Origin of the sequence: Cohnella candidum (assembly GCF_003713065.1) — a bacterium.
GTDB lineage: Bacteria > Bacillota > Bacilli > Paenibacillales > Paenibacillaceae > Cohnella > Cohnella candidum.
Genome location: NZ_CP033433.1, coordinates 2,038,313 through 2,060,719 on the forward strand (window position 1 = coordinate 2,038,313; position 22,407 = coordinate 2,060,719).

Annotated in this window: 21 protein-coding genes; 5 read left to right on the forward strand and 16 right to left on the reverse strand. The window is 58.5% G+C overall.

What is annotated here, in order from left to right:
- Nucleotides 1-2: 2 nt before the first annotated feature.
- The 3 genes from EAV92_RS09650 to lpdA form a co-directional block, all read right to left on the reverse strand.
- Nucleotides 3-989: an alpha-ketoacid dehydrogenase subunit beta gene (locus tag EAV92_RS09650; RefSeq protein ID WP_123040885.1), complete on the reverse strand. Its 987-nt coding sequence runs from the start codon at nt 987-989 to the stop codon at nt 3-5.
- Between the two features lie 2 nt (nt 990-991).
- Nucleotides 992-2,020, reverse strand: a complete 1,029-nt coding sequence (locus tag EAV92_RS09655) for a thiamine pyrophosphate-dependent dehydrogenase E1 component subunit alpha (protein WP_123040886.1) — start codon at nt 2,018-2,020, stop codon at nt 992-994.
- Between the two features lie 150 nt (nt 2,021-2,170).
- Nucleotides 2,171-3,598 (reverse strand): dihydrolipoyl dehydrogenase, encoded by a 1,428-nt coding sequence (gene lpdA / locus EAV92_RS09660; RefSeq protein WP_123040887.1) that lies wholly within the window; start codon nt 3,596-3,598, stop codon nt 2,171-2,173.
- Nucleotides 3,599-3,772: 174 nt separating this feature from the next.
- Between lpdA and EAV92_RS09665 the strand changes: the two genes are divergently transcribed.
- Nucleotides 3,773-4,093: a DUF2627 domain-containing protein gene (locus EAV92_RS09665; RefSeq protein WP_123040888.1), complete on the forward strand. Its 321-nt coding sequence runs from the start codon at nt 3,773-3,775 to the stop codon at nt 4,091-4,093.
- Between the two features lie 70 nt (nt 4,094-4,163).
- Here EAV92_RS09665 and EAV92_RS09670 read toward each other — a convergent pair whose 3' ends face one another.
- Complete coding sequence (locus tag EAV92_RS09670) at nt 4,164-5,060, reverse strand: D-alanyl-D-alanine carboxypeptidase family protein (protein WP_123040889.1); 897 nt, start codon at nt 5,058-5,060, stop codon at nt 4,164-4,166.
- A 186-nt stretch (nt 5,061-5,246) separates the two neighbouring features.
- Between EAV92_RS09670 and EAV92_RS09675 the strand changes: the two genes are divergently transcribed.
- Entirely contained in the window at nt 5,247-5,618 is a 372-nt protein-coding gene (locus EAV92_RS09675) for a VOC family protein (RefSeq protein WP_123040890.1), read from the forward strand.
- 50 nt (nt 5,619-5,668) lie between these two features.
- On the opposite strand, the gene EAV92_RS09680 is transcribed toward EAV92_RS09675, so the two are convergent.
- From EAV92_RS09680 to EAV92_RS09695, 4 genes are all read right to left on the reverse strand, one after another.
- Nucleotides 5,669-6,787 (reverse strand): sensor histidine kinase, encoded by a 1,119-nt coding sequence (locus tag EAV92_RS09680; RefSeq protein WP_241158494.1) that lies wholly within the window; start codon nt 6,785-6,787, stop codon nt 5,669-5,671.
- Nucleotides 6,777-7,469, reverse strand: a complete 693-nt coding sequence (locus EAV92_RS09685; RefSeq protein WP_123040891.1) for a response regulator transcription factor — start codon at nt 7,467-7,469, stop codon at nt 6,777-6,779. Before EAV92_RS09685 ends, EAV92_RS09680 begins: the two co-directional genes overlap by 11 nt.
- Nucleotides 7,470-7,617: 148 nt before the next feature.
- Entirely contained in the window at nt 7,618-8,754 is a 1,137-nt protein-coding gene (locus tag EAV92_RS09690) for a peptidylprolyl isomerase (protein WP_164472712.1), read from the reverse strand.
- Between the two features lie 76 nt (nt 8,755-8,830).
- Complete coding sequence (locus EAV92_RS09695; protein WP_123040893.1) at nt 8,831-9,376, reverse strand: GNAT family N-acetyltransferase; 546 nt, start codon at nt 9,374-9,376, stop codon at nt 8,831-8,833.
- Nucleotides 9,377-9,529: 153 nt separating this feature from the next.
- On the opposite strand from EAV92_RS09695, the gene EAV92_RS09700 reads away from it, so the two are divergent.
- From EAV92_RS09700 to EAV92_RS09710, 3 genes are all read left to right on the forward strand, one after another.
- Nucleotides 9,530-10,150, forward strand: a complete 621-nt coding sequence (locus EAV92_RS09700; protein WP_241158495.1) for a TetR/AcrR family transcriptional regulator — start codon at nt 9,530-9,532, stop codon at nt 10,148-10,150.
- Nucleotides 10,151-10,193: 43 nt separating this feature from the next.
- Nucleotides 10,194-12,494 (forward strand): MMPL family transporter, encoded by a 2,301-nt coding sequence (locus EAV92_RS09705; protein WP_123040894.1) that lies wholly within the window; start codon nt 10,194-10,196, stop codon nt 12,492-12,494.
- A gap of 142 nt (nt 12,495-12,636) precedes the next feature.
- The gene (locus EAV92_RS09710) at nt 12,637-13,254 is read left to right on the forward strand and encodes a DUF1796 family putative cysteine peptidase (RefSeq protein ID WP_123040895.1); all 618 of its coding nucleotides are present in this window, start codon (nt 12,637-12,639) and stop codon (nt 13,252-13,254) included.
- Nucleotides 13,255-13,295: 41 nt separating this feature from the next.
- Here EAV92_RS09710 and spo0A read toward each other — a convergent pair whose 3' ends face one another.
- The 8 genes from spo0A to EAV92_RS09750 form a co-directional block, all read right to left on the reverse strand.
- On the reverse strand, nt 13,296-14,111 hold the full coding sequence (gene spo0A / locus EAV92_RS09715; protein ID WP_123040896.1) for a sporulation transcription factor Spo0A: 816 nt from the start codon (nt 14,109-14,111) through the stop codon (nt 13,296-13,298).
- Between the two features lie 233 nt (nt 14,112-14,344).
- A complete protein-coding gene (spoIVB, locus tag EAV92_RS09720) occupies nt 14,345-15,670 on the reverse strand; it encodes a SpoIVB peptidase (RefSeq protein ID WP_123040897.1) in 1,326 nt (441 codons plus the stop codon).
- A 126-nt stretch (nt 15,671-15,796) separates the two neighbouring features.
- Nucleotides 15,797-17,482, reverse strand: coding sequence for a DNA repair protein RecN (recN, locus tag EAV92_RS09725; RefSeq protein WP_123040898.1), 1,686 nt, complete (start codon nt 17,480-17,482; stop codon nt 15,797-15,799).
- Between the two features lie 11 nt (nt 17,483-17,493).
- Nucleotides 17,494-17,943: a transcriptional regulator AhrC/ArgR gene (gene ahrC / locus EAV92_RS09730; protein ID WP_123040899.1), complete on the reverse strand. Its 450-nt coding sequence runs from the start codon at nt 17,941-17,943 to the stop codon at nt 17,494-17,496.
- The gene (locus tag EAV92_RS09735; protein ID WP_123040900.1) at nt 17,940-18,407 is read right to left on the reverse strand and encodes a hypothetical protein; all 468 of its coding nucleotides are present in this window, start codon (nt 18,405-18,407) and stop codon (nt 17,940-17,942) included. The genes ahrC and EAV92_RS09735 overlap by 4 nt, the downstream gene beginning before the upstream one ends.
- 222 nt (nt 18,408-18,629) lie before the next feature.
- Nucleotides 18,630-19,469 carry a TlyA family RNA methyltransferase gene (locus tag EAV92_RS09740; protein WP_123040901.1) on the reverse strand — a complete coding sequence of 280 codons (840 nt, stop codon included), beginning with the start codon at nt 19,467-19,469 and terminating at the stop codon, nt 18,630-18,632.
- On the reverse strand, nt 19,466-21,361 hold the full coding sequence (dxs, locus tag EAV92_RS09745) for a 1-deoxy-D-xylulose-5-phosphate synthase (protein WP_123040902.1): 1,896 nt from the start codon (nt 21,359-21,361) through the stop codon (nt 19,466-19,468). Before dxs ends, EAV92_RS09740 begins: the two co-directional genes overlap by 4 nt.
- Nucleotides 21,362-21,500: 139 nt before the next feature.
- Complete coding sequence (locus EAV92_RS09750) at nt 21,501-22,406, reverse strand: polyprenyl synthetase family protein (RefSeq protein WP_420888811.1); 906 nt, start codon at nt 22,404-22,406, stop codon at nt 21,501-21,503.
- Between the last annotated feature and the right edge of the window lies 1 nt (nt 22,407).

Below are 22,407 nucleotides of genomic sequence, written 5' to 3' on the forward strand. Positions count from 1 at the left end.
GCTTAGTAGCGCGCGAGCTCCAACATTGCCGCTTTCAATTTATCCTTGTTCAGCAAAAAGTTCTTCTCGCCCGGAGGGTTGATCGGCATCGCCGGCACGTCCGGCCCGCAGACGCGGCGGATCGGCGCATCCAGGTCGTAGAGCAGCTCCTCGGCGATCATGGCGGCGACTTCCGCGCCGATGCCTCCGGTTTTGTTGTCCTCATGGACGATGAGGACTTTGCCGGTTTTGGCCGCGGCTTCGAGAATGCCTTCCCGGTCCAGCGGCTGCAGCGTCCGGAGATCGATGACGTGCGCTTCCACGCCCTCTTCGCGGGACAGCTCCTCCGCCGCCTGCATGGCATAGTGCAGGGGCATGCTGTACCCGATGACGGTAATGTCGCTGCCTTCGCGCATCACCTTGGATTTGCCGATCGGAACGACGTAGTCGTCTTCAGGCACTTCGTCGGAGATGAGGCGGTAGCATTTTTTGTTTTCGAAGAAAATGACCGGGTCCGGATCGCGGATCGCCGCTTTCAGCAGGCCTTTGGCGTCGTAAGCCGTGGCCGGCGCGACGATCTTGAGGCCCGGCGTGCCGAAAAAGACCGATTCCGGGCACTGCGAATGGTACAGCCCGCCGAATACGCCGCCTCCGATGGGAGCGCGGATGACGATGGGACAGCTCCAGTCGTTATTGGAGCGATAGCGGATTTTGGCCGCTTCGCTGATGATTTGGTTCGTTGCGGGAAACATGAAGTCCGAATACTGCATCTCGGCGATCGGCTTCATGCCGGCCATGGCCGCCCCGATGGCGACGCCCGCGATTGCGGATTCCGCCAGCGGCGTGTCGAGCGAGCGGGCTTCGCCGAACTGCTGCTGCAGCCCCTTGGTCGTGCCGAACACGCCGCCTTTCAGGCCGACGTCCTCGCCCATGACGAATACCGATTCGTCTCTTTCCATTTCCTCTTTCATGGCCGTACGGATGGCCTCGATATACTCGATAACCGGCATATTCAGCGCGCCTCCCCTTCGTCTTCCGCGAACACGTAACGGAAGGAATCTTCCGGCGCTTGGAACGGCGCCTTCTCCGCGTATTCCGTCGCTTCGTCGATCATGGCGCGATGAAACTTCGCGAGCTCTTCTTCCTTCTCGTCCGACCACAAGCCGAGTTCGGTCAAGTAGCTGCGGAACGCCGGAATGGCGTCTTTCGCCTTGTGAAGATCGACCTCTTCCTTCGTGCGGTACGCCAGGTCGTTATCGGAAGTGGAATGCGCGGTAACTCGGTACGTCATGATCTCGATCAGCGTCGGGCCTTCGCCCGCGACGGCGCGCTCGCGCGCTTCCTTAACGACCCGGTACACCTCAAGCGGATCGTTGCCGTCTACCCGATATCCCGGGAAACCGTACCCGAGCGCGCGGTCGGCGATCCGGCCGGCGGATTGCTTCGAGAAAGGCACGGAAATCGCATATTGGTTGTTTTGGCAGATGAAAATGACCGGAAGCTTCTGGACGCCCGCGAAGTTGCAGCCCTCGTGGAAATCTCCTTGGTTGCTGGAGCCTTCGCCGAAGGAGACGATCGCCACCGACGGCTCCCCGCGCATTTTGGCGGCCAACGCGAAACCGACGGCATGCGGGACCTGCGTCGTCACGGGACTCGACCCGGTCACGATGCGCAGGCGTTTGCAGCCGAAATGCCCGGGCATCTGGCGCCCGGCGCTGTTCGGATCCTCCGCCTTGGCGAAGATGGACAACATGAGCTCCTTCACCGTCATGCCGACGGAAAGCACGAGCCCGTAATCCCGGTAATACGGCAGGAACCAATCCCGCTCGAGGTCCATCGCGAACGTCATGGCCACCTGCGAAGGCTCTTGCGTAATCCCCGAAATGTGAAAGTTGATTTTGCCCGCTCTCTGCAGCAATTGTCCGCGCTCATCGTATCGCCTGGCCAGCATCATTTTCTCGTACATGGCCACGGCTTGCTCGTCGGTAAGTCCGAGAGCCGCGTGCCGGCTCTCCTGGCGTACGGTGCCCGTCTGGGTCATAGGGGCGTCCTCCCTGTTCCGTTCTCTAGTTTTAAAACCAGGTCTTAATACTTGAAGTTAAATCCTATTATACTCCCCCGCCGAACAAAAAGAAACGTCCAACCGGAGAGGGCCGAAAGTCCTCTCCGATTGGCCGCAGGGGTGTCTTTATCACGCGTGACCGCCGCCGGATAAGGCCAGCATCGTTTCCTGCATGATTTCGGATAATGTCGGGTGGGGGTGGATCGTCCGTCCGATTTCCCACGGGACGGCGTCCAGCAGCTTCGCGAGCGAAGCTTCGGCGATCAGTTCCGTCGCATGGGCGCCTACCAGGTGAACGCCGAGCAGATCGCCCGTGTCGGCGTCGGCGACCGCTTTGGCGAAGCCTTCCGCTTCTCCGTACACGAGCGCCTTGCCGAGAATGCGGAGAGGGATTTTGGCGGTTTTCACCTTGCGGCCTTCCGCCTTGGCGGCTTCTTCCGTCCAGCCGATCGAGGCGGCTTCCGGCCGCGAATAAATGCACCGGGGTATGTCCCGGTCGGCACAACGCTCCGGCTTGCCGCCGGTCAAATGCTCGACGGCAACCGCCGCTTCGTGCATCGCCGCGTGCGCGAGCTGAACGCCGCCGATGGCGTCTCCGATCGCGTAAATATGGGGCTCGCCCGTTTGCAGCGTGATCGGGTTCACCGAGATGAAGCCGTTCGCCGACTTCACGTCGGTATTTTCGAGGCCGATCCCTTCGACGTTGCCTTGACGGCCCACGGATACCATCATCCGCTCCGCCGTCAAGACGGCGGTTTCGCTTTTCGATTCGACCTCCACGGTTACCGTGCCGCCGTCTACTTTGCAGGAGGACGCGTTCAGCTTCGCTCCCGTCAGAATGCGCACGCCGCGTTTGGACAGCGCTCTGGCGATTTCGGCGGAAACGTCTTTATCTTCGCCCGGCAGCACCCGGTCCGCGGTCTCGACGACGGTCACTACCGTGCCGAAGTCGGACAGCATCGAGGCCCACTCGATGCCGATGACGCCGCCGCCGACGATGAGCACGGAAGCGGGTCTGTCCGTCCAGCCGAGCGCTTCGTCGCTGGTGACGACCGAGAAGCCGTCATACGGCAGCCCGTTCAGCCGCCGAGGGCGGGAACCGGTCGCGATGATGACGTTTTTGGGCACGACGGTTTCCGACTCCCCGTCCGGCAGCTCCACCGCGATCGCTCCGCTTTTGGGCGAGAAAATCGACGGGCCGGTGATTCTGCCGCTGCCTTGGACGACCTGGATTTTATTCTGTTTCATCAAAGCTTGAACGCCGCGGTGCAGCTGTTCGACGATCCCGTCCTTGCGGGATTGAACGGCCGCCCAGTCGACGGAAATTCCTTGTTCGGGTACCGCAACTCCGTAGGCGGACGCCTGTTTCAGCGTGGCGAACACCTCCGCGCTGCGAAGCAGCGATTTGCTCGGAATGCATCCCCGGTGCAGACAGGTGCCTCCCAGCTTGTCCCTTTCGATGATGACGACGCTGCGTCCGGCTTGCGCCGCGCGCACGGCCGCCGTATAGCCTCCCGGTCCGCCGCCCAGAATGGCGACGTCGGTTTCAATTGGCATGATGGTCCCTCCGCGTTCGTTAATCCCCTGATTCCCATGTCAGGCCTTTCGCTTTTCCTATTGTACCTGTTTTTGCCCCGGGAACAAAGCGGTATCCGCGGTTCGACATCAGGCGACCTCGTGGACAGGAAGATAGGAACAAGGTATGATAAGAAGAAGAAAGGAGGATGGAGTTTGAAACTCATCCTTTCGCGTCTTATCGCCATTTTACTTCTCGTTATTCCCGGCATTGCCGCCGCTTACGGATTTTTGCTCATGAAAGACGCCCTGTTCAACTATTTCGCCGACATGGGCAACGTGGATCTGCAAACGCCAAGCTTCGCTTGGGGTTCCTTCATACTGGGTTTCATCCTTTTCCTGCTCGGCGTCAGCTTCATCGGAGGCTGGATTTTCTTCCGCGACAAGAAACACAATTACCTGTCCTCCCGTTTCCGGCCGAAGCGGCCCCGTCCTCCTCGCCGCGAAGAAGCGGGCAACGGCAAACCTTCCGAATAGACGCGTTTCGATTAACGCCGACTGCGCCGCATTCGCGGCGTTTTTTCTTCTCCACGCAAGAAGTTCCGATCTACAACACTTTCTCCCAACCGTATTCCAGAAGCTTGCGGGTCTCCTCGAACCTCGCTTCCGGCGTCGACGTTCCCATGACGACCGTCACGAGACGCTTTCCTTCCCGCATGGTCGTGCCCGTGAAACAGTAACCCGCGCGGCCGGTGTATCCGGTTTTCAGCCCGTCGTTGCCGGCCGTTCCGAACCGCTGGCCGGGGAGCATTTCATTGGTCGTCTGCAGCGCTGCCTGAGAGTCCGTCCTCGGCGCGAAAGCGAGCTTCGTCGTCTCCAGGAGCTCCGGGTGCGTCCGGATGAGCCGAACGGCCAGCCTCGCGGCGTCTTTGGCGGACATCTCAGTCTCCCCGTCGGCAGCAGCCGCTTCGAATGCCGCGACGTCTTCCCGGGACAAACCCGTCGCGTTGGCGAACACCGTCTCTTCCGACAACCCGATTTGCTTGGCTTTACGGTTCATGCGTTCCGCGAACGCTTTCTCCGACCCGGCGGCATACTCCGCCAACGCGACCGCGGCGTCGTTTGCGGAATGTACGGCCATCGCCTCGAACAACTCCCGCACGGTCACGTTTTGACCGGCTCGCAGGCCCATGCTCGCCCCCGTAACGCCGGCTGCATATTCGCTGACGCGAACACGGTCTTCCCAGGAAAGCTTGCCCGCCGCCGCGTCGTCGAGCACGATCAGTTCGGTCATCATTTTCGACATGCTCGCGGGCGGCAGCGCCTCGTCCCCCCGGTAGGCGTACAACCACTCTCCCGTATCCGCGTCCATCATCACCGCCGAACGGACCTCCAAATGCAAGGGATTGCCGCCGTCCCTTTCCTTCGCCAGCTTCGCATGTGCCGCCGTCCATCCGACGAGAATCGCGAGCGGTATCAGCGCGAACCATCGTTTCCTTGCCATGTTCTCCACCTCTTCGTTCTTCTTGACAGTTGCCATTGTAAGAGGAGGACTTTAATCGTTCCGTAAGCAAACCATAATTTTTTCTTAAAATCGGAGACGGCAAGCGATTCGGGTGCTATAATGAAAAACAAATAAATAATGAAACCTCGTTTTACATAGTGAAACTCACCTTTGGAGGGAACAACGATGGCATACTCGTTCGTCGGCATCGATCATGTACAGCTGGCCGCTCCGCAAGGATGCGAGGAAACGGCCAGAACGTTCTACGCGGGAGCGCTCGGCATGGCTGAAATCCCGAAACCGGAAGCGCTGCGGGGCCGAGGAGGCGTCTGGTTCCAATGCGGCACGCATCAGGTACATATCGGCGTGCAGCCCGACTTCGTGCCCGCGATGAAAGCCCACCCGGCGTTCGAAGTGCGGGATCTCGGCGGGCTGAAATCTGCGCTGGCCGCAAAAGGTATCGAAGTGCAGGACGATGAAGCGCTCGAAGGCGCGGAACGGTTTTACGTGAACGATCCGTTCGGCAACCGGCTCGAATTTCTCGAATGGATCCGTTGACGGTTCCGGCAGTATGCGAAAAAACTCCATCCCGCTTGGGATGGAGTTCTTTATTCCGACGCCTTTTCTTCCGCCATTAAAGGCAAGCGAATCCGAAACGACGTGCGGCGTTCGTCGCTGAACGCCTCGATCGTGCCGCCGTGCTTCTCGACGATGCCTTTGGCGATCGCAAGCCCGAGTCCGGCGCCTCCTTCGTCAGCCGATCTCGCTTTGTCCACGCGGTAAAACCTCTCGAACAAACGCGGCAAATCCGCCTCGGGAATCGGTTCCCCGTAGTTGACGATCTCGACGATCGCCTCTTTGCGTTCCTCCGCCACGAATACGTCCACCCGTTTGCCTTCCTTGCCGTAAGCCATCGCGTTGGCCAGCAAATTTTCGAACACGCGCGCAAGCTTGTCGGGATCCGCCCGCACCCGGACCTCTCGCCCGTTTGGCCCGACGCTCAGCACACCTTCCATGCCGGCCTCCTGCAGCAAAAGCCGGTAGTGGTCGAGCAGCTGCTCCATCATGTCGGCGAGATGGACGGCCGTCGTCCGCAGCGGGAACGAAGCCCCGTTCATCCTCGTGTATTCGAACAGGTCGTTGATGAGCACGTTCAGCCTTTGCGCCTTCGCGTTAGCGATTTGCACGTATTGCCGCAATTCTACTTCGTCCCGATAACGGTCCTGGTCAATGAGCCCGAGGTAACCGAGAATCGAAGTGAGCGGCGTCCGAAGGTCGTGGGAAACGTTCGTCACGAGTTCGTTTTTGGACCGCTCGGTGCGCCGTTCCTCGTCCAAGGACTTCTGAAGCCGTTCCACCAGCAAATTGACGTTTTCCGCCAACAGCGTCACTTCGTTGTTCTGGGCGACGGGAACCTCATGCCCGAAATTGCCCTGCGCGATATGCGCAACCGAGTCCAAGAGCCGCTGCTCGTACCGGAATCTCCGCCAATTGAGCAGCACCATGTACACGACGAAAAACAAGAAACTGCCGACGGAAGTCAGCAGCGTGCTGCCGAAAGCATTGACGAGATCACGGGCAAAACGGCGGAACTCGCCGCCCGTATTCTGCGTCAGTCGGTCCAGGGTTGCGTTCAGCAGCACCATCGTGGCGAAGCCGAGCAGGACGCTGAGGAAAATGTGGCCGACGAGCCTTCCCGCCTTTTTCCAGACGATTTTAGAGGTCAATTTTATACCCCACCCCCCACACCGTCGTCACCAGCTTGCTGCCCGTTTCCTGCTCGAGCTTATCCCGAAGCTTGCTGATATGGACCATCACCGTGTTGTTCGATTCGAAATATTTTTCTTTCCATACTTGCTGGAAAATGTCTTCGGCGCTGAATACGCGGCCGGGATGGCTGGCCAGCAGATGCAGGATGCCGAACTCCGTGGAAGTCAGCCGGATCGGGCGCCCGTCCGCTTCCGCGGAATGGGTGGCCTTGTTGATCGTCAAACCGTGAAGGCGGATCAGACCGTCCTCATCCCCTCCCGCCGCTTGGCCGTAACGGTACGCCCTCCTGAGCAGCGATTTGACGCGGGCCGTCAGTTCGAGCGGATTAAACGGCTTTACGAGGTAATCGTCCGCTCCCGTCATGAGGCCCATGATTTTGTCCATGTCCTCGGCTTTCGCGCTGAGCATCAAAATCGGCAGTTCCGCCTTCTCCCGTATCCGCCGGCACGCTTCCAGACCGTCCATGCGGGGCATCATGACGTCCAGCACGGCGAGATGGAACTTCCCTTCCTCCATCTTCCCCAGCGCCGCTTCCCCGTCGTGAGCGAGCTCCGTGTCATAGCCTTCGTTTTTCAAATAAATCGAAATGAGGTTGGCGATATCTTTGTCGTCGTCGACGATCAATATGCGATAGTTCAATGTCCTGCTCCCCTTACCGGTCCTCGTCCTCTATCAATATACCTGATCGGATCGCGATTGGAAGGGGTTGCCGCAAAAAAACAGGGCAAAAGGATTCCGATATGCGCTTTGAGTACGCATCGGTCCTTTCGCCCTGTACGGGGTTCGCTTATTTACCTGCGGAAGTCGACGCCGAAGGAGACGCGCTGGGAGCCGGCGTTTCCGACGCAGCCGGGGCCGACAACAGATTTTCGTAATGATACTCTTTCTTTTTCGTTGTCATCCAGTCGTTCATTTTGCCCGGAATTTGCGAATCCAGGTAATCGTTTTCGACCTGCTGCTTGACCGAATCGTAAGTCGGCGTAACCGCAGCCTTCTTGTCGGTAACCTTGATGATGTGGAACCCGTTCGGGGATTCCACGACGCCGCTGGTTTCTCCGACCTTCAGCTTAAACGCAGCCGTCTCGAATGGCTCGTTCATGACGCCGCGGCCGAAATAGTTCAAATCGCCGCCGTTGTCCTTGGAGCCGGGGTCCGTCGATTTCTCTTTCGCCAGCGTCGCGAAGTCCGCGCCTTTCTTCAGCTCGGCCAACACCGCTTCCGCTTCCGCCTTCGTCGGGAGCAGGATATGCGAAGCCCGGATTTGCTCCGGCGTGCTGTAATTGGCTTTGTTGTCTTCGTAATACTTTTTCAATTGGTCATCGGTCGGCTTGATTTCGGGCGCGAAAATTTTACGGAGCTTCACGCTGATGTCGATCTGTTCCTTCAAGATGTCCATCGTCATGCCGTTTTGCTGCAGCGCCGAAGCGAATTCTTCATCCGTGGAGAAGTTTTTCCTGTATTTCGCGATCTCCGCGTTGATATCGGCGTCGGTGGCCGTGACGCCGGATTTCTTCGCTTCCAGATCGACCAGCTTCATCATCATCAGGCTGTCCAGTTGCGAAGCGGCTTGTCCATCGGCCAATTGTTTCGACAATTCGTCGTACATGTCCGCCTTCGTGATCGTGACGCCGTCCATCTTGCCGACGACCGCGTTGTCTCCGGCCGCTTTCCCGCCGTCCCGGACGAGAACGAAAATCAGAGCCGCGATCGCGATCGCCGTCAATACCATCCACGGCCACGGCGCGGATGTCCTTCTGTCCGTGCGGGCAGGTTCCCGATCTTGCGTTTCCGTATCCTCGTTCTCTTCCGTTTCCTGCAAAAGTTCAACCGGCTCGGCCGCAGCGGCGAGCTCCGGAGGAAATTGTTCCTCGGCCGGTTTATTTTCGTTTTCGTTCATCATGAGATCCCCTTTCTGATGTGCCAAGACCTCCTCACTATATCATGTCTGAGGAAAGTTACCTTAAAATCAGATAAATTTACGAGATTCCGAGCCATCCGGATCAGGGACGGAATCTTCCCATGATAACGGTGTTGTAGTACTTCCCGTCCGAGAGGATCTTGTCGTTCTTGAGAACGCCTTCGACTTCGAAGCCGAATTTTCGGTAGAGTCGGATCGCTTTTTCATTGGTTTCGAGGACGCTCAGCGCCATCTTCATCACGCCGTTCGTGTCCGCCCATTCGATCGATCGTTGCAGCAGGTTCCTTCCGATTCCGCACCCCCAGAACTCCTTCAGCACGCAAACGCCGAAATCGGCTTTGTGCGAAAATCGCTTCAGTTCGGTCCCTTCGCATCTGGAAAAACCGACGATGCGCTCTTGAATGACCGCCGCGAGAAACAGGTTCCTCGGCTTTTCCGAGTCCGCCGCGATGATCCTTTCGAAACCGGGAACGTCGATGAAAGCTTCGCCCGGTTCCCTATCCATATTTTCGGTTTCTCCGTCGATCTTCGGCCGAAGTCGGGACAAGGCCGGCGCATCCGCCGGCTCGGCGGACCGGATGAGATATTCGATTCCGTTCACTTGATAATGCCGCGTTTCAATAAGCATGAGGTTCTCCAATTCTCTTTGTGATGGTATAGGGTAACAAGGATTATAGCCGATCACGGCGATTCGCCACAATATCGTAACAAGTTTCCCATTGTGCATGATTGCCCATTGGGCAATAATTAAGACAACCGAAAATGAGGTGATCGCTTAGACGTGAACACGAACAAGCTGAGTTTACGCGACATGAAACGGGAGGCGACGGCAGCCGCGTTGGCCGACGCCGCGTTCGAACTCGCGCGGGAACGGGGCATGGACGGCTTCGTGGTCGAAGACGTCGTGCAGAAAGCCCAATTTTCCAGAAGAACGTTCGCCAACCACTTCTCCTGCAAGGAAGAAGCGGTGGCCACCGCCGCCGTGACGTTCGAGAACGCGAACGAAGCGGAAGATTTGATCGCGGGTCTGCCCGCGGACGCCGACCCTGTCGACGTTCTGCACCGGCTGTTGAAGCTGCAGCTCATCGGAGATCACTTATGGAAAATGCACGAGCTGATGTCGTTGTCGAAGCGCCATCCCACTCTGGAACCCTACGTTCTGAGCGCATTCCGGCGTTTGCAAACGGCAGCCGAAGAAACGGTGAGCGAGTTTTCCCGGGGACGGTATCCGGAGAGCTACCCCCACATGCTGGCCGGAGCGGTGTACGGGGCCATCTTGCCTCTGCTTGACGGGAGCCTGAACGTTCTCCTGCCGGGACAATCGGCCGACGGACAATCGGATGCGGCAACCTTCGACGACTATTTGGAGACGATGTTCGGCTGCTTGCGTAAAGGCTTCTGACGTCTTCCCCCTATCATTTCATCCAAAAGGAGAACCTTTACGAATGTCGACCTTCCTGTACAAAATAGGCAAATCCGCCTACGGCAAACCGTGGTATTTCATCGTCGGTTGGATCGCGATCCTCGGGGTCGTACTGGCCCTGCTCGGCATCAACGGCATGCACGTCAGCTCCGAAATGAAAATCGAAGGCACCGAATCGCAGAAGGTGCTCGACCAATTGGCGAAGGAGCTTCCGGAGGCCGCGGGCGGCCAAGCCAGCGTCGTGTTCACCGTTCCCGAAGGAGAACGGCTGGACACGCCGGAACGGTTGAAGTTGATCGGCAAAGCCGTGAATGACGTTTATCACCTGGAATACGTCATCAATCCTGCCGATTTCGCCGCCGAAGCCGGTGCGGCGGCACAGGCTTCGAATTCGGCTTCCGGTCAAACCCAGGCCGCCTCCGCAACCGAATCGCCGCCTTTCGGACCGATGATGGTCGGCGGCGTTCCGATCCCGGGCGTCATGCTTTCCTCCGACGGGCGCGTGGCCCTGTTCCAATTCCAGTTCACCGTTCAACAGATGTCGCTGCCCGAATCGGTGCCGGATTCCGTCATCGAAGCGGTATCGGCCGTGGAAAAGGGCGGTTCCGGCATTACCGCCTTGCCGAGCGACTCGCTGATGTCCAAACCGTCGGTGGGCTCAACGGAAGCCGTCGGCATCGCGGTCGCCGCCGTCGTGCTTCTAATGACGCTCGGCTCCGTCGTCGCGGCGGGCCTGCCGCTCCTGACCGCCATCCTTGGCGTAGGGATCAGCGTAGGCGGCGCTTTCGCCCTCTCGAAGTTCATCCATATGAGCGACATTACGCCGGTGCTTGCCTTGATGGTCGGCCTTGCGGTCGGCATCGACTACTGCCTGTTTATCGTGAACCGCCAACGCAGGATGATTCTCGACCAAGGGCTCAGCGCGCGCGAAGCCGCAAGCCGAGCGGTCGGCACGGCAGGAAGCGCGGTATTTTTCGCCGGTTTGACCGTCATCATCGCCTTGTGCGGCATGCTCGTGATCGGAATCGGCTTCTTGTCTACGATGGCGCTTGTGGCCGCTGCGGCCGTTCTCGTGAACGTCCTGATTGCGCTCACCCTGCTCCCGGCTTTGCTGGGTCTCGTAGGCGAGCGGATTTGCTCCACGAAAGCGCGGGCGAAGGGCGCCGCCCATGCGGATCCAATCAGCCGCGGCTTCGCGCATCGCTGGGTGACGGGGATTTTGAAGCTCCGCTGGCTCGTCGTGGTTCTCGTCATCCTCGTTCTCGGTACGGCGGCGATTCCGGTCGCCAAGATGGAAATGGGCATCCCTTCCGGGGCCACGGCGAACCTGGACACCCCTGCCAGGCAGAGCTACGATGCGATCGCGAGCGGCTTCGGCGAAGGCTTCAACGGACCGCTGCTCTTGGTTGCGGAACCGAAAGACGCTTCCGGCAAAATCGCTCCGGAAACGTTGGGAGGCCTCGTCCAGGATCTCCAAAAGCACGACGATGTGGCCTTGGTAACTCCGATGGGCATGAGCAAAACCGGGGACATGGCGATCGTCAGCCTCATTCCGAAATCGGGACCGACCGATGCCGAGACGCGTGACTTGGTGCGGGATCTGCGTTCCGCCGACTCGAACCTGGCGCGGACGTACAACGTCACGATCGGCGTGACCGGCTTTACCGCCATCAACATCGACATGTCCGCGAAACTCGCGGAGGCTTTTCCGCTCTATGTCGGCATTATCGTGATTCTCTCGCTGATCATTCTGCTCCTCGTGTTCCGGTCCATCATCGTGCCGATCAAAGCGACGGCAGGCTTTCTGCTTAGCGTGCTCGCCACTTTCGGAATCACGACTGCCGTGTACCAATGGGGATGGCTCCACTCCCTGTTCGGCTTCGACACCGGAGGGCCTTTGCTCAGCTTCATGCCGATTTTGGTCACCGGCATTCTTTACGGGTTGGCCATGGATTATCAAGTGTTCCTGGTCAGCTCCATGCGCGAGTCTTACGTTCACGGGCATCACGGCACCGAAAGCGTCGTCCATGGCTACGAGCAAGCCAGCCGGGTCGTGGTAGCGGCGGCCGTCATCATGGTCTCCGTCTTCGCCGGCTTCATTTTCGCGCCGGATATCATGATCAAGCAGATCGGCTTCGCGCTCGCCGTCGGCATCCTGATCGACGCCTTCCTCGTCCGCATGCTGCTCGTGCCCGCCGTGATGGCGGTGTTCGGGGATAAGGCTTGGGGGTTGCCGAAGCGGATCGACCGGCTGCTGCCGAACCTGGACGTCGAGGGAGACAAACTGATCGCCCAGCTGAAAGCCCAAGAAACCGCGAAATAACTTCGCAACGCAAAGACCGAGCCTCAGCGCTCGGTCTTTTTTTGCATGTTTTGCGGATTCGGCTCATCGAAATGCCCACGCCAATCCGCATTCATTGAGTACTGTGAAGAATATCGGTATTTCCGGGAAGGGCGGGGGGGAGATGGCGTATTCCGCGGGCGGTTATAAGACCGTCATCAGTTTAGGCTCAACCTGTCAAACGGCCTATCAACTCCAACGACTGGGTTTGCGAAAATTTTCGGGACCTCTCGATTGGTTCGTCACCGAATCGATGGACGGCATGGTTCGGTTGATCTCGCATCGTTTCGCCGGGTTCATGGAGCTGCCCCGCCTGGAAGTGATTGACGCCACGGGCGAGTGTTTCGTGGTCAGGGACAAAGCGTACGATGTCCTCTCCTTTCACGATTTTCCCCTCCACCACACGATTGAACGATGGTGGGACGCTTATCCGGCGTTTAAACAAACGTTAAACCGCCGCGTGTCTCGTTTTCTCCAGACGGTTCCGCAACAAGGGCCTATTCTCTTCGTGAGAACGGGGACGGAACGACATGATGCGATCCGGCTGCAAGCGGCGCTGCGGACGCTGACGAACGCGAAATTCCATCTGTTGATCGTGAACCACCATCAGAACGATCGATGGGATGTCGCGTACGAAAATTGGGGGATCGACGGCATTCTCGCGGTCCGGATGCCGAAAGGAGCGGACTGGCGCGGTTCGAACGAGGCTTGGAATCAATGTTTGTACGCGATAAACAGATAAAGACCGAGCGATTGCGCTCGGTCTTTGTCCGTATAACAGGATTAGCTCACTTTGTGCTCGATGCGAAGCTTGTCTGCGACCATGGCGATGAACTCGCTGTTGGTCGGTTTCGACTTCGCGATGTTGATCGTATAGCCGAACAAGTGGGAGATGCTGTCGATGTTGCCGCGCGTCCAGGCGACCTCGATCGCGTGGCGGATGGCGCGTTCGACGCGGGAAGGCGTCGTTTTGAATTTTTCGGCGATGGCCGGATACAGGGTTTTCGTAATGGCGCCAAGGATTTCGATGTTGTTGTACACCATCGTGATCGCTTCGCGCAGATACTGATACCCTTTAATGTGGGCCGGAACGCCGATTTCGTGGATGATGCTGGTGATGTTCGCGTCGAGGTTTTTCGGTTTGCCGATCGGCACGATATTGGAGCGGATGACGCTGGCGCTTCCCGAGCTTCCCGTCGATACGGAAGCGGACGCGGAGGAGCCGGCCAGTTGGCGGATCCGGTTCGCGAGTACGTCCATGTCGAACGGCTTGAGTATGTAATAAGACGCTCCCAACTGTACCGCGCGCTGGGTAATGTTTTCTTGGCCGAACGCCGTCAGCATGATGATTTTCGGCATCGGGGACAAGTTCATATCCCGCAGCTTCTCCAATACGCCAAGCCCATCCAGGTGGGGCATAATGATATCGAGGATCATGACATCCGGCACGCGCCGGGTTTCCTCCAGCTGACGAATGACCTCTTCTCCGTTGTACGCCACTCCGATGACCGTCATATCATCCTGCTCTTGAATGTACTCGGACAATAAATTCGTGAATTCTCGGTTGTCGTCCGCAAGAAAAACTTCGATCCGCTGCAATGTCAGGTCCTCCCTTTCTCTGTACCAAGATATAGTCGAGGAAACGCGATCGTTTCTCTGTTATTTCGATTTCGACAAGCCCTCCTCAATTCCTTCCGGAGCAGAAAATTTTTCTTTCTTTTTTATTCGATATCGAATATAATTAATAATTTACGTCATTTCCTGATTATTTTCGTCAAATTTCGACAAATGTTCGGATTTTCACACTTTCCCAAAGAGCAAAATCTAAGGCGTTAAACCGCCTTAGACCAAGTTTGCTCGGGCTTCAGCATGATTCCGGCGTCTTGCAGCATCCATTCGATGTAGCAGCCATATCCGGACGTTGGGTCGTTCACGAACACATGGGTCACGGCACCGACCAGTTTTCCTTTCTGGAGGATCGGACTGCCCGACATGCCCTGAACGATGCCGCCGGTACGCTCAAGCAATCTGGGGTCGGTGATTTTGATGACCATCCCCTTCGTCGCCGGCGCAGCTTGCTTGGAAACATGAACGATGCGGATCGCAAACTTTTCGACCTTCTGGCCGCCGACGACCGTCCAAATTTCGGCAGGCCCCTCTTCGACCTCTTCCGCGAATGCGACGGGAACCGCTTCGGAACGATAAGCATTGCCGGGTAAATCGTTCATCCGTCCGAAAATGCCGAACGACGTATTCCTCTCCACGTTGCCGAGCGTTTTGCCTTCCTTGAAAATCGCCCGTTTCTCGCCCGGTTCGCCGTTTTGGCTTTTGGAGATCGAGATGACGCTCGAGTGGAGGATTTCGCCGCTGCCCACTACGATCGGCGTCTGCGTATCCATGTCCGTGATCACGTGGCCTAGAGCTCCATATACGTTGTGATCCGGTGCATAGAAGGTTAACGTGCCGACGCCTGCGGCGGAATCGCGAATATAGAGGCCTAGCCGCCAAGCTCTGTCTTCCTGGTCGTAAGCCGGCTTCAATTGCGTACGGAAACGTTCTTTGCCCCGTTGGACCAGCAGCGTGAGAGGCTTGCCGCTTTGCCCGGAAGCTTCCGCGAGCGAGGCGATTTTGGAAACGTCGTTGGAACGTTGTCCGTCGATTTCGACGATCAAATCCCCGAGTTTCAGCTTGGCGTCTTCACCCGGGGAAGCTTTCGTGCCCTCTCCGGTTTTGACGAGATGGTGTCCGACCACCATGATGCCGGCCGATTTCACCTTAACGCCGATCGTTTGGCCGCCCGGAATGACTTTCAGATCCGGAACGACTTGAAGTTTTACCGTCTTAAACGGGATTTTGCCGAATAAACGAAGCTTGAGCTCGGTCGTGCCGGTTTGTTTGGGATGAATGGACAAAGGCCTGTTCAAGTCGACAGGGAACATCGCGTTCTTCTGCCCGTTGACGTGTGCGACCTGTGGATTCACGCTTCCCTGTGCATGCACGGGCATGACGAAATTCAATTGCTTGTCCTGCCCTTCGAACATGCGCAGGCTTTCGGGAAACGAAGCGTAATGCCTCAAGGGCGCGGAGCACACGGCCGCTCCGAGCAGGATCACGAGGCAAAGACCGAATAAGCGGCGCTTTGGCGGTTGGGGATACAAGGTCTCACGCTCCCTTACAGTCTTGACCGGCCGATGAATAAGGCCGATGGCGTACTTATAAGGTAACCGTGCCCCCCCGCTTTTATGTTCCCGAAAAGCTTCCTTAAAGTCCGATTTTTCGCGTCGTTACGCGTTTTTTTGGCGTTCCGCCAGCGCCAGCATTTCTTGTGCGTGATGCCGTGTTTTTTCCGTTACTTCCACCCCGCCGAGCAGACGCGCCAGTTCTTCCACCCGTTCGGGACCGCGAAGTTCCTGTACGGAGGTCACCGTTCTGCCGCTATCCGCGACGGTTTTGCGGATTTCATATTGATGGTCCGCCATGCAGGCGACCTGCGGCAAGTGGGTAATGGAAAACACCTGGCAGCTGCGCGACAGCTTCGACAGCTTGTCGGCGACGGCTTGCGCAGCCCTGCCGCTGACTCCGGTGTCCACTTCGTCGAAGACGAGAACCGGAATGCGGTCGATCCGTGCGAAAATGGCTTTGAGAGCCAGCATGACGCGCGACATTTCTCCGCCGGAGGCGATTTTCGCGAGCGGCTTCGGCGGTTCCCCCGGATTCGTTGACAACAGGAACTCGGCGGCATCCGCGCCGGCCGCCGTCAGCGGTCCGTTCTCCAGCTTGACCTCGAATACCGATCGGCTCATTTGAAGATCTTCGAGCTCCTGCACGATCGCGCGGGAGAGCACTTGGCCCGCGTCGCGGCGGAACCCGCTGAGTTTCGCGGCCCGCGCCGTCAAATCGTCCAGCAGCCGCCGTTCCTCGGATTCCAATTCGCGCAGCCGCTCGTCGCGGTTTTCGATCCGATCCGCTTCGCTGCGGATTTTATTTTCGTACGCGAGGATGTCCTCGACCGTCTCCCCGTATTTGCGCTTTAAACCGAACAACAAATCCAGCCGCTGCTCTATGTGGGCCAACCGCTCGGGATTGAATTCGATCGTTTCGCGATAATCCCGCAGCTGATAAGCCGCGTCTTCGGCGGCATAATAGGAAGATTGAAGCTGCTCGACGAGCGGCTGCAGCTTAGCCGGATCCACCTTGACGATGTCCTGCAGGCGGGTCAACGCTTTGGACAAAGCGGCCAAGCCTTTGGATCCGTAAAGCAAGTCGTAAGCTTCGGACACGGCATCGGCCAGCTTCTCGGCATGGGAAAGCTTTCGCCTTTCATCCGTGAGCGATTCGTCTTCGCCGGGCTTCAGGCGGGCATTCTCGATCTCTTCCAGCTGGAACCGGTACAGATCCAGCATCTGCATGCCCTGCCGGCTTCGCTCGTCTAATTCCTTCCGTTCCTTCAGCACGTTCTGGTATTGGGCGAAAACTTGACGGTACTCGGCTTTGGCTTTGGCCAACTCTTCTCCGGCGAATTGGTCCAACCATTCCAAATGGCGGTCCGTCCGAAGGAGCGACTGGTGTTCGTGCTGCCCGTGCAGGTTGACCAGATGTTCGCCGACTTCGCGCAGCATCGCCAGAGTCACGTTCTGGCCGTTGATGCGGGCCGACGATTTCCCTTGCGCCTGCAGTTCTCTTCTAATAATGAGGGCTTCCGAAGGATCGGCGTCGATTCCGAGCCTGGACAGCGTTTCCCATACGGGATGCCCGGCCGGAAGGTCAAAAAGCGCTTCCAAGTCCGCGCGATCGCTGCCGTGCCGGATCATCTCGGCGGAACCCCGTCCTCCCGCGGCCAGGGCAAGCGCGTCGATGACGATCGATTTACCCGCGCCGGTCTCGCCGGTCAACACATGAAACCCTTCATGAAACGTCACCGAGACGTTCTCGATGACCGCCAAATTGCGGATGTTCAGTTCCCGAAGCATGGAATGCCCCCTTACCTCAGCATTTCGTGAATTCTGCCGACGACCTGCGCGGCGTGCTCCTTCGTCCGGCAAATGAGCAGCGTCGTGTCGTCGCCGCTGATGGAGCCGATGATTTCCGGCCAATCCATGCCGTCGACGAGCGAGCCGATCGTGTTCGCCGTACCCGGCAGGCACTTCACCACGACGAGGTTTTCCGCCGCGTCCGTTCCGACGAAGTGGTCCAACAACGCTCGTTTCAGCTTATGGGCCGGGTTGTAGCGTTGGTCTTGCGGCATCGAATACTTATAACGTCCGTCTTCCAGAGGCACTTTGATCAGCTGCAGCTCCTTGATGTCTCGGGAAACGGTCGCTTGCGTCACTTGCATGCCCGCTTCGCTCAGCGCCTCCACCAGCTCTTCCTGGGTCTCGATTTCCCTCGACCCGATCAATTCCCGAATCTTACGTTGACGTTGACCTTTCATGCTTCGTCATCCTCCACTTGGAATCGCACCGTCCGCATCCACTTGTCCTTCGGATCGGCCACGATGATTCCTTCGCAATCCGGAAAGAGCAGCGCATACGCAAGCAGCCGCTCGCGAAGGCCGCTGGCCGTCCAGTCCATCGGCTGGCGGGCCCTTTCCAGCTTGACCAAATAGTATTTGTCTTCTTTGGATACCAAATAATCGAAATACAGGCGCGTCCCTTGAACCGGTCCGTCGTCCACCTTGACGCCGAGGGGAACGCGGTGTTTGCCCGACAATACTTCATAACCGTTTTCCTGCAGCAGGGCAACGGTATCGTCGGGGATCACCCCGCCGTTTTGTGCCAATCGGCGAAGCCGAGCGCCCGGCGGCTCATGGAGCCAGCGGTCGAAACGACGAATCAGCAGCCATACGGCGAATCCGGCTCCGATCAGCAGAAGCAGCCAATCTCCGAACCGTCCCAAAGACCCCACCTCTCCGCAGGTCCTCGTTTTGCAATGTTGGCTGAACTAGGAAGCGTCGACCCGTCCTCATTTCTTTCGCCTTGCGGGGCCCGATTTCCTGTTTTCTTCGGGCGGTTTGCTGTATCCATTCTGTATCCAATGCGAAGCAAAAAAACCGGAACCGCAAAAGAAAAACCGTTATCCGGCCGTTCTTCGGCAGTTCCGGTTCCGATCCGGAAAAGATTATGCGTTGCGGAAGGTCCCATGCGCTTGCTCGACGACCTCTTCTATCGAAGCGTCGAGTTTAGCCGCCCATTCCGTGCCCAACGGCACACCCGTTTTGAGCCAATACGCGAGGAATTCGATATTTCCCTCTCCGCCTGTAATGGGCGAAAAGGTCAGCGCCTGAAGCGCGAATCCCAATCCGTCGGCGAACCCCAGCACTTCCCGCAGCACCGACTTGTGCACCTTCGAATCCCGGACGACGCCGGATTTGCCGACTTGTTCGCGTCCGGCTTCGAATTGCGGCTTGATCAGCGCGACGGTGCCGCCGCCATCGGCCAACAAAGGCGCCAGCGCGGGCAAAATGAGCTTCAAGGAGATGAACGAGACGTCGATCGTCGCGAATCCCGGCGCAGGCCCGTCCAACTGCTCGGACGTCATGTGCCGAAAGTTGGTCCTTTCCATCACGTGGACCCGCGGGTCTTGACGGAGCGACCAATCGAGCTGGTTGTAGCCGACGTCGATCGCGTAAACGAAAGAAGCGCCGTTCTGCAACGCACAATCGGTAAACCCGCCGGTCGAAGCGCCGATGTCCAGCATCACCGCGTCCTGCATGTCGATGCCGAAAACGCGGATCGCCTTCTCAAGCTTAAGTCCGCCCCGGCTGACGTAAGGGTGGGGAGCTCCCTTGACCGTGAGCGCGGACGTTCGTGGTATCTTGGTCCCGGCTTTGTCCACCCGTTCCGAGCCCATCCAAACCAATCCCGCCATGATGGCGGCTTTCGCTTTTTCCCGGCTTTCGAAATATCCCTGTTCGACCAGCAGGACATCCAGCCGTTCCTTCGCGGCTTTATCCGTCATGTCGCACGCTGCTTGGGACGCACGGCAGCCGCCCGGATCAGGTTCGCCGCGTTCTCCGCGGTCAATCCGTTCTCTTGGCGCTGCTCTTTGATCGAAGCGTGTTCGACGAAGACGTCCGGAACGCCCGCGATCCGCACCGGAACGTTCGCGAATTCCTCGCGGGCGTAATATTCGAGCACCGCGCTGCCGAATCCGCCGAGTTCCGAGCCTTCTTCGAGCACGAGCATCGGGATGCGTTCGCTTGCGAGCTGCGCCAGCATGCGTTCATCGAGCGGCTTCACGAAACGGGCATTGATGACGCGAACGTTCAAGCCTTCCCGTTTCAGGATTTCCGCGGCTTCCTCCGCCACTCTCACCATCGGGCCGAGCGCGAGGATCGCGGCCGAATCGCCCTCGCGGACCGTTTCCCACGTGCCGATCGGGATGGCCGACGGCTCGGGATCGCAGACGACGCCGACGCCTTGCTCGCGGGGATAACGAACGGCGATCGGGCCTTCGTCGTAATGCACCGCGGTGTACAGCATGTTCCGCAGCTCGTTCTCGTCCTTCGGCATCATGAGCACCAGGTTCGGGATATGCCGCAGGAAAGCGATATCGTATACGCCGTGGTGGGTTTCCCCGTCCGCCCCGACGAATCCCGCCCGGTCGATGGCGAAGACGACGTTCAAGTTCTGCCGGCAAATGTCATGGACCACTTGGTCATAGGCACGCTGGAGGAAAGTCGAATAGACGGCGAATACCGGCTTCATGCCTTCCATCGCGAGCGCGGCGGACATCGTTGCCGCGTGCTGCTCCGCAATGCCGACGTCGAACATGCGGCCCGGAAACTTCGCGGCGAAGCCCAGCAGCCCGGAACCCCCCGGCATGGCCGGCGTGATCGCGACGATCCGCTCGTCTTTCCCGGCGAGCTCGATCAGTGTATTCCCGAACACTTCCGTGTACATCGGCGGGCCGACCGGCTTGATCACTTGACCGGACTCGATCTTATAGGAGCCCGTGACGCCGTGCCACTTGTGCGAATCCTGTTCCGCATGCGTGTAGCCTTTGCCTTTGGTGGTAAGGACGTGAATCAGGACGGGGCCCTGCACTTTATCGGCTTGGCGGAAGGTGTCGACCAGTTTGACGATGTCGTGGCCGTCTACGGGTCCGAAATATTTCAAGCCGAACTCTTCGAACAGCATGCCGTCCGGAGCGATCAAATATTTCAGGCTGTCTTTGACGCGTTCCGCGGTTTTGGCGAGTTTGCCTCCGATCGCCGGCACCTTGCGGAGCAGCCATTCCAGCTCGTCTTTGGCTTTCCTGTATGTCCGGTCCGTACGGACCTTGCCCAAATAGTTGTGGATCGCTCCGACGTTGGGTGCGATCGACATCTCGTTGTCGTTCAGGACGACCGTGAGGTTCCTCTTCTCATGGCCGATATGGTTCAGCGCTTCGAGGGCCATCCCGCCGGTGAGCGCGCCGTCGCCGATGACGGCGATGACTTTGTTCGAGCCGCCGCGCAAGTCGCGGGCGATCGCCATGCCCATCGCAGCGGAGAGGGATGTGCTGCTGTGGCCGGCCTCCCAGACGTCGTGCTCGCTTTCGCTCCGTTTGACGAAACCGCACAAACCGTTCTTCTGCCGAAGCGTATCGAAACGGTTCATGCGGCCGGTGAGCATTTTATGGACGTAAGCTTGATGGCCCACGTCGAAGATCATTTTGTCTTCGGGGCTGTTATACAAATAATGGAGCGCAAGAGTGAGCTCCACCACGCCCAAATTGGGCGCGAGGTGTCCGCCTGTCACCGAAAGTTTCTCGATCAGGAATTGCCGGATTTCCTCCGCCAGCAGCGGAAGCTCCGACAGCGGCAATTTTTTCAAATCGGCCGGGCTGTCGATCTTTTCGAGCAGCAATGATGTTCCCCGCTTTCTCCCTAACGGGACTACCGTGATTCCGTTATTATAACATAATCCGCAATGCATGCCCAAGTGACGACAAACGGCGCCAAACTCCCTCGGGAGCTTGCGCCGTGTCGGAATAGCGTTATCGTGATCAGTGATCCCGGGACATCATGTAGTCCGCGATCGCGATCAGCCTGGACGGCGCCGCCAGCCCGGAGACCGCTTCCTTGGCTTCCTCGGTCAGCCGGGCGACGCGCAAGCGGCTTTCCTCCAACCCGATCAGGTAGGGGTAAGTCACCTTGGCCTGCTTTTCGTCGCTTTTGACCGGTTTGCCAAGCTTCGCTTCATCGCCCGTCAAATCCAAAATGTCGTCCTGGATTTGGAACGCGAGTCCGACGTTGCGCCCGAACAGCCCCAGCGCCGCGAGCTCGTCATCGCTTGCTTCCGCCGCATGGCCGCCGGCACGCAGCGAGAAAGAGATCAAGTCGGCGGTTTTATGCAAATGGATCGATTCCAGCTGATCCAACGTCGTGATGCCTTGTTCTCCCTGCATGTCTTCCGTCTGGCCGCCGACCATGCCGGGAAGACCGGCATACATCGCCAGTTCCGCCAAGACGGCCAGCGTTCTCTCCGGCGGCACTCCGAGATCGGCAGCCCGGGACGCGGCGTAGAAGGCGTGCGTCAGCAAGCCGTCCCCGGCCAGAATCGCGAGCGCTTCCCCGAAAACCTTATGGTTCGTCGGCCGGCCCCGGCGGAAATCGTCGTTGTCCATCGCGGGCAGATCGTCATGGATGAGCGAATAAGTATGGACCATCTCGACCGCCACGGCGAACGGCATGGCGCGCTCGGCCGCCTTGGCCGATCCGGATACGCTTTCCGCCGCTGCCAGGACGAAGACGGGACGAAGTCTTTTGCCTCCCGCGTGCAACGAATATTCCGCCGCCTCGCGAAGGCGGCCGGGTATGCGCCAATCCGCCGGGATCGCCTTGCGGAGCGCATCCTCGACGAGTTGTTTGGTGTCCGTCAGATAGGTCTCGAGCTGCTTGTGAATCGTCACG